This is a genomic window from Helicobacter cholecystus, from assembly GCF_003364215.1.
GTDB lineage: Bacteria > Campylobacterota > Campylobacteria > Campylobacterales > Helicobacteraceae > Helicobacter_G > Helicobacter_G cholecystus.
In genome coordinates this window covers 25,521-35,055 of the sequence record NZ_NXLU01000010.1, presented here as the reverse complement: position 1 = coordinate 35,055, position 9,535 = coordinate 25,521, and the positions used below count along the sequence as shown (strand labels likewise).

The window sequence follows — 9,535 nt, the reverse complement described above, 5'->3', positions numbered from 1 at the left end:
GGGGGGGGGGGGGTAAATTTATTAAAATTATATTTTTTTGTATTTATATATTTAAGAAAACAATAATATTTAGATTATTAAAAGTGATAGAATAACTATAAATAGGGTATTTATAAATATAATAAATTTAATTTTTTTATATATAAAATAATAGAATTAGATTTATGTATTATTAATATTTTTATTATTTTCTAATATATTTTATTTATATTTATATAAGATTATGATTTTTTATTTACTATTTATTTAATTTATATTATGACTTTTTTATGATTGTATTCAAAGATCTTGTATGGTTAAAACTTGAATATCTTTGATGTTATAGAGAATATTTAGCATCTATAAAAAGTTTAATATTAAATTTGTAATCAGAATCCATTACCAAATCACTCTAAAGCTATAGGTCTTCTTTATAAATCTAATAAATAGTTTTAAGACTTGAGGAGTAAATAAGAAAATCATATTTTAAAAATTGTGATAGGTTGATCTAGAAGTATAAAAATTTGCACACTTTAAAGTTGATTTTTCTATAGTTTTATCATTCAAGTGCATGAATGATGATTGCTTTTTTGTCTTTATGCTGGAATTATTGATGAAAAAATTTTATAAAAAAAGAGATCATTCAATATGGCAATAGATTGAATAAAGTCTTTTTATTGTTTAAGCCCCAGAAGTGTATCAATCATTTTATCAATAGTGCTAACAACTTTGGCATTAGCCGCATATCCACTTTGAAACTTAATGAGATTAACCATCTCCTCATCAACGCTCACTTGAGAAATACTCAGATATTCTTTTTTTGCTGCAGAGAAAAGGGCTGATTTGGTATCTAATGTAGCTTTGACAGACTGCGTATCCGTAGCAATTGCACCCCCTAAAAGACGATAATATTGAGCAATTTGCATATCTTGCTTCTTTGTTTTACTCTCTTGAAAAGTTACATTATCATATTGGAGACGTTGCATCATATTTGCTACTTCTGTGTTTCCACTTGTGGGTGAAACCCATGGACGAAGCTTGGTGGGATCTTGTACAAAAACTGAACTTACTTCAATATTCTTTGCATTATCTCCATCAAAAAATCTATTCAATCCAAAAGCTCCAGGAAGATTACTCCCGTGATCCCTCACTCCGATAAATACATCACTTTGGTTTTTGGGCATAATTTGAAAGCGTCCTATTTGCGCATCATAATTTGCAGTAAAATAATCATCAATATCATTAAGCGTATTTTTATCGTTATTATCATCTGTATTGGCGTTAATTTGTTTGACAATATCTTGGATTGAAGTTAATGGAGTAACCTCAATACTCTTTACTCCAATCTCTTCTCCATCACCATTATAAATAACAATGTCAAAAGATCCTTCCCTAATATTGTAATCACTATCAATTAAAGATTGATCATTGCGCACTTCTAGAAACTTGCTCTGTACGGAAGTTGTGGCACTTTGTGCATAAATATTATTAGAGGCTTCAATAAACCCTTCTGCAAAAGTATTAAGCATATCTATATATTTTTGGAATTTTCCAGGGACTGATCCATCATACCCATCTGCATACATCTTAATTAACCCCCCTATTTTTCCTTCTAAAAGACTATTTGTAATATCTACAGGACGATAGTCTTGATTTTGAAAATAAACATGATTGAGAAGTTCTCCTTGGTGTGAGGCCTTAACCTCAAGAGGATGGAAATTAATTCCATCAACAATATTAAATCCCCCCGCAATATTCATCACATAATTCTCTCCATAATCCACATCTCTAGAATCAATGGAAATATTAGTTTTAAGATTTGATTTAAAGACTGAGCCACCGATTAATTCTTTGAGTTCAAACTCGAGTTTATCTCTTTGATCTCGTAAATCATTAGCATAAGAAAGATCAACATGAGATTCTTTAATACTTAATTTCTTATTAATTTCTGCAATCTGCTTTCCTATACGATTGACTTCCTCAATTCTCATTGCAAGTTCATCGCTTGCTTTTTTCTGCATTGTCGCAACATTATCATATGCCGCATGGATTCCTCGAATCAATGCTTGTGCAGATTGAATAAGCAATTGCTTTTGCGCAGGATCTTTTGCATTTTTACTCAAATCTTTCCAAGAATTAAAGTATTGTTGTAAATCATCATAAATCCCCACACCTTCTAAATCTGGAAAAAGCGATGCCGTTTCTCTGAGTTGGTCATACTGGGTTTGATAAAATTCTTTTTCTTGTGCTGCTCTTCCATAACGCTGAAAAACAAATTCATCATGTGCACGCACAATACTCTCAATCTGCACCCCTGTTCCAAGATGATAATTTCCCTTATCAAGAGGAGTTTGGGGTTTGAGTGCAACCTTTTGACGAGAATAAAACTCATCACTTGCATTTGCAATATTATTACCAGTAGTATCCACCATAGCCTGATGAGCTTGCAAACCTGTATAAGACGTATTGAGTGAAGTGAGAATTCCGCCCATAATTACACCTGAATAGTTAAAAAGCTTTGTTGGGGCTTGGCATCTCCACCATACCCACTATTTTCATGAGGTATAATTTTTCGCAAAAGCGAAGTATAAAACTCATTGACTGCATACACACTACGCGCATAGCCACTATTAAGCTCTTTAAGCTCTTTAAGAGAAAGTTTGAGTTCCTCAAGCAAGTTTAATGCCTCTTGATCAAGAAGATCTGAAAGGGGTTGATTAGGATTTGTATCTCTAAGGTCAACCATACAACGATCAATCATAGATTTTTTTTGCTCAAATGCTTTGATAAAATTTTCTTTTGTAGGTAAACGATTGAAAATCTCTTCATTTTTAGCTTCAGAAAGATCATTAATATCTTTGTGAGTAAGCTCAATAAGTTTTTTTAATTCAAGAATAGCATCTTTTAAATATTGGTGAAGCATTTTTATCCCTAAACCCTAGCACAAGCTAGGGGAAATTCTTTTTAGAGATTAAGCAAATGTAGTGCCATTTTTTCTGAAGTCTTTTTCATATCAAGTGAATATGTTTGATTTTGAATTTGTTCTTTAATTTGGGCAACACGATCAACTCTCTCACTCTCATGTATTTTTTTTTCTTCACTCTGCACTTTTTGGTGCTGATTTTTTTCAATATTTTGCGAATAAACTGAACTTAAATTTCTTCCTATGGTATTTCTAACCATCATCAACCTCCATCTTATACACTGTTTGTTATATCGACTCTTTTTGATTTACCTTAAGCTATTTTAGTTTTGCATCCATTGCTTTTTGAAAATCTTCCATACTTGTAACAGATTTATTGACTTCCTTTGAACCCTTTCTAAGTGGATCGTCCATATCACTGTAAGTATACACAAGAATGGCACTGATCAATGCTAAAAAGACACCAAATATAATACAAGGAATAATCCATATTCTAAGCTCAGTCATCTTCACCTCCTATTGAGGAACATTGCTCTGAGTGATTATACAAAACTTACTTCAAGAAATACTCTTAAATATTTCACTCACTTTTTCTGCACATTCCTTCGCATCTTGAAGGCTCATTTTTTGATGGCATGGAATAGAGATTTGTGCTTTATAGAAATTTTCTGCATTATAAAAAACTTGGTGTGTATGATAAAGCTTATAGAGATGAATAGGCTTATAATGTACCTGAATCCCTAATCCCCTCTCCTGCATAGCCTTAAAAATCTCTTCTTTAGAACACCAATATTTCTGCTTAAGAAAAATAGGATAAAGATGTCTGCTGCTTTTAATATGGACAGGAATGGGGGCAATATCAAAATAGGGATTATTATAAAAAGTCTCATCATAAAATTGTGCAATCTTCTCTCTTTGCTCAATAAATACATCAATTTTCTTAAGCTGAGATCTCCCTAGGGCTGAAGCAATATCGCTCAATCTAAAATTAAATCCACTCTCTTGTACTTCACTATTCCATAATGCTTTCTTAATCACTCCATGAGAACGAATGAGCCTTGCTTTTGTATACACTTCTTCATTATTGGTCGCTAATGCACCTCCCTCTCCAGTTGTAATTGGCTTAAGAGCGTGAAAACTAAAGATTGTGCTATCAGCCAATCCCCCAATTTTTTCCCCTTTATACTCTCCACCCAAACTATGAGAGCTATCTGAAATCCAAAGAAGATTGTAACGTCTTGCAATGTCTTGTATCTGCTCAACTTCTACACTTTTTCCTGCATAATCTATGCTTACAATCGCACGTGTTAACGGGGTAATGAGCGAAGGGATTTGATTTGCATTAATATTGCCATCACTTTTAATATCACAAAAAACAGGCTGTATATCATTTTCTAAAAGCATATTGCATGTTGCTACAAAACTAATTGGAGAGGTAATCACTTCAAACCCTTGAAGATGATGTGCTTTGTATGCACAATAAAGTGCTGAGGTAGCTGAATTAAATACCAAAACATACTTAACGCCTAAATATGATGCAAGCTCTTTTTCAAAAAGCTCTGTCTGCTCACCTTGTGTAAGCATAGGGGCTTTAAGAGCCTGAATCACAGCTTGTATATCATCTTCTTGGATAAATTGTGTACTGTAAGGATTTAAAGAAGGCATTCTAAAGAGAGCTTTGAATCATGATGTGATTTTGCAAAAAACTCATTTTTAACTTTCTTAGAATCAAAATCAATCCAATCTTTTGAAAAAATCTCAGAAATCTTATTCTCAAAACAATCTAAGAGATCATGAAGTTTATTTTGAGCTTGGTGAAGAAGCGCTTGGATTTTGTTGTGATCTTTATGATCATAGCTTTGTACAAGAGAGCGATAAAGAGAGGTTAAAGATTCAAACTCTTGACCTTGCATCAAACTTTTTTTAAGCATTTGCGTAATTTTTAATTCAATGTTTTGAATTCTCTTTTCAAGCTCTGGGGATTTATTTTTATCAAGCATGACAAGCAATTCTTGATGTTGCTCTTTTGCTTGATCTAAAGTTCTTTTAAACTTTTGAACTTGAGCAACTTGAGCATTAAATGTTTTGAGATCGGCAAAAGGTTTTTGCTCAACCTCTTTTTGATTTTGCATTTGACTCTGTTCTGGCTTTATGTGATGAGTTTTTTGTGCAGCAAGTCTAATTGTTTGATACTCAGAATGATTGTTAATTTTCATTACAATGCTGTTCAAGATATTTTGTATGGATTTTAGATTGTTTAAAATCCTGATTCTCCATCATCTCGATATGAAAGGGAATAGTTGTTTTAATTCCCTCAACTTTAAATTCTTTAAGTGCACGATGCATTCGCTTAATAGCCTTCTCCCGATTTTCTGCCCACACAACAAGCTTACCAATCATAGAATCATAAAACATAGGAACAATATAATTACAATATGCTTGGCTATCTAATCTTACATGCGCACCTCCTGGTGCAATCCAAGTTGTAATTTTTCCTGGAGAAGGGAAAAACTTCTTAGGATCTTCAGCTGTAATCCTACATTCAATTGAATGGCCATTAAAATTAATCTCTTCTTGACTGGGTAATTTCTCACCTTCAGCAATTCTAATCATCCACTCCACTAAATCAAGTCCACTCACCATCTCGCTGACTGTATGTTCGACCTGAAGCCGTGTATTCATCTCCATGAAATAAAAATCTTGATGATTGGCATCAAGCAAAAACTCAAATGTTCCAGCTCCAACATATCCAATATGCTTAGCCGCTCTTACTGCAGTTTCAAGAAGTTTAGCCCTGACTTCATTGCTCAAAACAATTGCTGGAGATTCTTCAATAAGTTTTTGCTGACGTCTTTGGGCAGAGCAATCCCTCTCTCCAATATGGACAACATTTCCATATTTATCTGCCAAGATTTGCACCTCAATATGCTTTGGATTTTTAATAAATTTTTCCATATAAATTGTTCCATCACCAAAAGCACTCAGCGCCTCGCTTTCTGCAGCTAAATAAGAGTTTGCAAGCATCTCTTCACTCTCAACTACTCTCATTCCTCTGCCTCCACCTCCTGCAGCAGCTTTTATAATCACAGGATAGCCAATTTCTCTAGCCACCTCCTTTGCTTCATCTAAATCTCTTAGAGCACCCTCACTCCCCATAATAACAGGAACTTTTGCTTCTCTCATGACATCTTTTGCTTTAGATTTATCACTCATTAAATTCATAACTTCTGAGCTGGGTCCAATAAACTCAATATTATGATGCTTGCAAATCTCTACAAATTGTTGGTTTTCACTTAAAAATCCATATCCTGGAAAAATTGCATCTGCCTCAAAAAGCTCTGCTGCACTAATAATTGCAGGGATATTTAAATAACTTTCGCTTGATTTTTCTTTTCCTATACACACCTTTGCATCGGCAACATCAAGATAATGCGCATCTTTATCGGCAGTAGAATACACTGCAATGGCTTCTTTCCCCATTTCTTGGATTGTACGAATTGCGCGCAAAACAATTTCGCCACGATTAGCAATTAAGATTCTTTTGATTTTCTTCATTTAGATTTTCTCTACTTTTATCAAATGTGTTCCAAACTCTACAGGTTGAGCATCATTTGCAATAATTTCTACAACTCTGCAATCAAAATCCGCCTCAATCTCATTCATAATCTTCATTGCTTCAATAATTCCAATAATTTGACCTTTTTTAATCTTATCTCCCACATTAACGTAAGGAGAAGCATTTGGGGCCGGACAACGATAAAAAGTCCCTACCATTGGAGATTCAATAAATGTTCCACTTTGCTCAGATACATTTAAGCTCTCTTGAATCATAGGAGCTGGGGTACTGGATGCTACTGGAGTGTTTTGAGCAACTTGGATAGCTGGTGTTGGAGATACCTGGGGGAGTGAAGTATTTTTTTCTAGGTGTATCTCAAAATCACCTTCTTTCAAAAAAATACTTGAAATAGAGTTTTTAGAAAAAATATCAATTAACTTTTCAACTTCTTTGAAATTCATCGTCACAACCTTATATTTTAGCAAGATTTACCCTCTTAGTAGATGAGAGACTATAAGTTTGCTATCATAACATATTTAGATTTAGAAACTTTATCTTTCAAAGGAAAAACAATGGGACTTAAATCAGATTTTTGGATTAGAGAAATGAGTATTAAACACAAAATGATTGAGCCATTCTGTGAGAAACAAATAGGAAGTGGAGTAGTTAGTTATGGTTTAAGTAGCTATGGATATGATATTCGTCTAAGTCATGAATTTAAAATCTTTACCAATATTAATAGCACAGTTGTTGATCCCAAAAATTTTGATTTTGATAATGTTGTAGATTTTGAAGGCAATGTATGCATTGTGCCACCCAATTCTTTCGCACTTGCTAGGACTGTAGAATATTTTAAAATCCCTCGAAATGTTTTGGCAATTTGTCTAGGTAAAAGTACTTATGCACGTTGCGGAATCATTGTCAATGTGACTCCATTTGAACCTGAATTTGAAGGACATATCACTATCGAGATTTCAAACACCACCCCACTTCCTGCAAAAATTTATGCAAATGAGGGAATTGCTCAAGTATTATTTTTGCAAGGGGATGAAGAGTGCGAAACAAGCTATAAAGATAAGGCAGGAAAGTATCAGGGGCAAAGAGGAATCACTCTTCCTAAAATCCTCAAATAATTAAAAGGAGTGTGCATAGCTAAGAGAATATTTTTCTCGTTGACGCATATCAACAGTGTGTTGAAAAGAAATTCTATCCTTTTGAGGATCAATATATCTTGAACTCACCAAGTAACTTACCCCAAAACCAAGCATAGCTCCAGCAACCACTTGAACAGGAGTATGTTTGTTTGCAACCACTCTTGAAATACCCACAAGTGTAGCAAGTAGGGACATGGGTACTCCCCACTTCCATCCATAGCGTCTTTGCATATATCCAGCTGCGCTAAAGGCTGAAGAAGTATGTCCTGAGGGAAATCCTTCATAATTTGCATGATTTGGACGCAAGGCAATTTGAAGCTTTTGAGGATATTTTTTTGCCAAAGCATTTAAAGAGGCTTTAGTAATTAAAGTTACCCCCATGGTTGTTCCAAATCCAATAGCCAATTCTTTTAAACCTTCATAATCCTTAATTGCCAAAGAATAAGAAGCAGAAAATGCGGGTAAAAATTGCAATATATCGCCCAAAACTTCAAAAGCCTTTTGAGCTTTATTCTGTGCTTGCAAAGAGTTGAGAAGTAAACACAATGAAACAAATATAGATATGATTTTCATGGAATATCCTATGGGGAATGATTTAAACGAGGAAAAGATCAATATGGTATGCCCAGAGGGATTCAAACCCCCGACCTACAGGACCGCAACCTGTTGCTCTATTCAGCTGAGCTATGGACACATACTCTACACTAACCATACCAATGTTAAGATCTAATTATAATCTAAGGTTTTTAAAAATTAGAGTAAAAAATCAAAAATTTGATTAAAATTTTACCTTCACTTTATCGAGGTGAAAATTTATATAACGATTGGTGGTGATTTTATGCCAGGCATTAAAATGCGTGAAAATGAGTCTTTTGATGAGGGTTATAGAAAGTTCAAAAAACAAACTGATCGAAACCTTGTAGTTACAGAGTGTCGAGCAAGAAGATTTTTTGAATCTAATACCGAAAAACGCAAAAAGCAAAAGATTAACGCTAAGAAAAAAATGCTTAAGCGTCTTTATATGTTGCGACGCTATGAGTCAAGACTCTAAGATGCTTTCCTCCCCCTTATGGGGTGGTTTCCTTCTTCATCTTCATTTCCTTGATTTTCTTTTTTGTTTATTTAAAATCTAAGATACTATTTTGATTTTATAAATTACTTTGAAAATAGGAGAATAAATGCACTTTAGCGGAAAAAATGTTTTAATTACTGGTGCAAGTAAAAGTATTGGCGCAGATATTGCAAGAGTTTTAGCAGGATATGGACTCAAAGTATGGATTAATTATCGCTCAAAACCTGAGCTTGCGGATGCATTGCAAAAAGAAATTATGGATAATGGCGGAATTGCTGCAACAATTTGTTTTGATGCAACACATGAAGAAGACTTTACTCAAGCCATTAACACAATCATTGAGTGTGATGGAGAGTTGAGTTATTTGGTGAATAATGCAGGAATTACAAATGATAAGCTTGCGCTCAGAATGAAGGTAGAAGAGTTTATGAATGTAATTGATGCAAATCTCAAATCCTGTTTTATTGGCTGTCGCGAAGCGCTTAAGGTAATGAGCAAACAAAGAAGAGGAAGCGTTGTGAATATTGCTTCAATTATCGGAGAGAGAGGAAATGCCGGACAAACAAACTATGCAGCAAGCAAGGGCGGAATGATTGCAATGAGCAAATCATTCGCTTATGAGGGGGCAAGTCGAAATATAAGATTTAATTGCATTACTCCTGGATTTATCCAAACAGATATGACTGCAGAACTCAAAGAAGAGATTAAAGATTACTATATCAAAAATATTCCCCTTGCACGCTTTGGGGAAGGAAAAGAAATTGCTGAGAGCGTGGCTTTTTTACTTTCTGATAGCTCCTCATATATTACGGGCGAAGTACTAAAAGTCAATGGTGGGTTATATATGTAAT

At 34.1% G+C, this 9,535-nt stretch carries 12 protein-coding genes and 1 tRNA gene; 3 read left to right on the top strand and 10 right to left on the bottom strand.

Annotated elements, in window-relative coordinates:
• Positions 1-653: 653 nt before the first annotated feature.
• Genes flgK through accB form a run of 8 tightly spaced genes read right to left on the bottom strand, consistent with a single transcriptional unit; the run spans position 654 to position 6,919 of the window.
• A complete protein-coding gene (gene flgK, locus CQA62_RS06430) occupies positions 654-2,471 on the bottom strand; it encodes a flagellar hook-associated protein FlgK (RefSeq protein WP_104725030.1) in 1,818 nt (605 codons plus the stop codon).
• Positions 2,472-2,473: 2 nt separating this feature from the next.
• Positions 2,474-2,902: a hypothetical protein gene (locus tag CQA62_RS06425; protein WP_104725029.1), complete on the bottom strand. Its 429-nt coding sequence runs from the start codon at positions 2,900-2,902 to the stop codon at positions 2,474-2,476.
• A gap of 41 nt (positions 2,903-2,943) precedes the next feature.
• Positions 2,944-3,165: a flagellar biosynthesis anti-sigma factor FlgM gene (locus CQA62_RS06420; protein ID WP_104725028.1), complete on the bottom strand. Its 222-nt coding sequence runs from the start codon at positions 3,163-3,165 to the stop codon at positions 2,944-2,946.
• Between the two features lie 55 nt (positions 3,166-3,220).
• The gene (locus tag CQA62_RS06415; protein WP_104725027.1) at positions 3,221-3,409 is read right to left on the bottom strand and encodes a hypothetical protein; all 189 of its coding nucleotides are present in this window, start codon (positions 3,407-3,409) and stop codon (positions 3,221-3,223) included.
• Positions 3,410-3,460: 51 nt separating this feature from the next.
• Complete coding sequence (pseC, locus tag CQA62_RS06410; RefSeq protein WP_104725026.1) at positions 3,461-4,567, bottom strand: UDP-4-amino-4,6-dideoxy-N-acetyl-beta-L-altrosamine transaminase; 1,107 nt, start codon at positions 4,565-4,567, stop codon at positions 3,461-3,463.
• Positions 4,555-5,118 (bottom strand): hypothetical protein, encoded by a 564-nt coding sequence (locus CQA62_RS06405; RefSeq protein ID WP_104725025.1) that lies wholly within the window; start codon positions 5,116-5,118, stop codon positions 4,555-4,557. The genes pseC and CQA62_RS06405 overlap by 13 nt, the downstream gene beginning before the upstream one ends.
• On the bottom strand, positions 5,108-6,457 hold the full coding sequence (locus CQA62_RS06400) for an acetyl-CoA carboxylase biotin carboxylase subunit (RefSeq protein WP_104725024.1): 1,350 nt from the start codon (positions 6,455-6,457) through the stop codon (positions 5,108-5,110). The genes CQA62_RS06405 and CQA62_RS06400 overlap by 11 nt, the downstream gene beginning before the upstream one ends.
• Positions 6,458-6,919 (bottom strand): acetyl-CoA carboxylase biotin carboxyl carrier protein, encoded by a 462-nt coding sequence (gene accB / locus CQA62_RS06395; RefSeq protein WP_104725023.1) that lies wholly within the window; start codon positions 6,917-6,919, stop codon positions 6,458-6,460.
• A gap of 111 nt (positions 6,920-7,030) precedes the next feature.
• Between accB and dcd the strand changes: the two genes are divergently transcribed.
• The gene (gene dcd / locus CQA62_RS06390) at positions 7,031-7,591 is read left to right on the top strand and encodes a dCTP deaminase (RefSeq protein WP_104725022.1); all 561 of its coding nucleotides are present in this window, start codon (positions 7,031-7,033) and stop codon (positions 7,589-7,591) included.
• On the opposite strand, the gene CQA62_RS06385 is transcribed toward dcd, so the two are convergent.
• Together CQA62_RS06385 and CQA62_RS06380 are read right to left on the bottom strand one after the other, a co-directional pair.
• Positions 7,592-8,185: a phosphatase PAP2 family protein gene (locus tag CQA62_RS06385; protein WP_104725021.1), complete on the bottom strand. Its 594-nt coding sequence runs from the start codon at positions 8,183-8,185 to the stop codon at positions 7,592-7,594.
• Positions 8,186-8,229: 44 nt separating this feature from the next.
• A tRNA-Arg gene (locus tag CQA62_RS06380) sits at positions 8,230-8,306 on the bottom strand.
• A 144-nt stretch (positions 8,307-8,450) separates the two neighbouring features.
• Between CQA62_RS06380 and rpsU the strand changes: the two genes are divergently transcribed.
• On the top strand, positions 8,451-8,663 hold the full coding sequence (gene rpsU, locus CQA62_RS06375) for a 30S ribosomal protein S21 (protein WP_104725020.1): 213 nt from the start codon (positions 8,451-8,453) through the stop codon (positions 8,661-8,663).
• Positions 8,664-8,790: 127 nt separating this feature from the next.
• A complete protein-coding gene (gene fabG, locus CQA62_RS06370; RefSeq protein WP_104725019.1) occupies positions 8,791-9,534 on the top strand; it encodes a 3-oxoacyl-ACP reductase FabG in 744 nt (247 codons plus the stop codon).
• Position 9,535 lies beyond the last annotated feature (1 nt).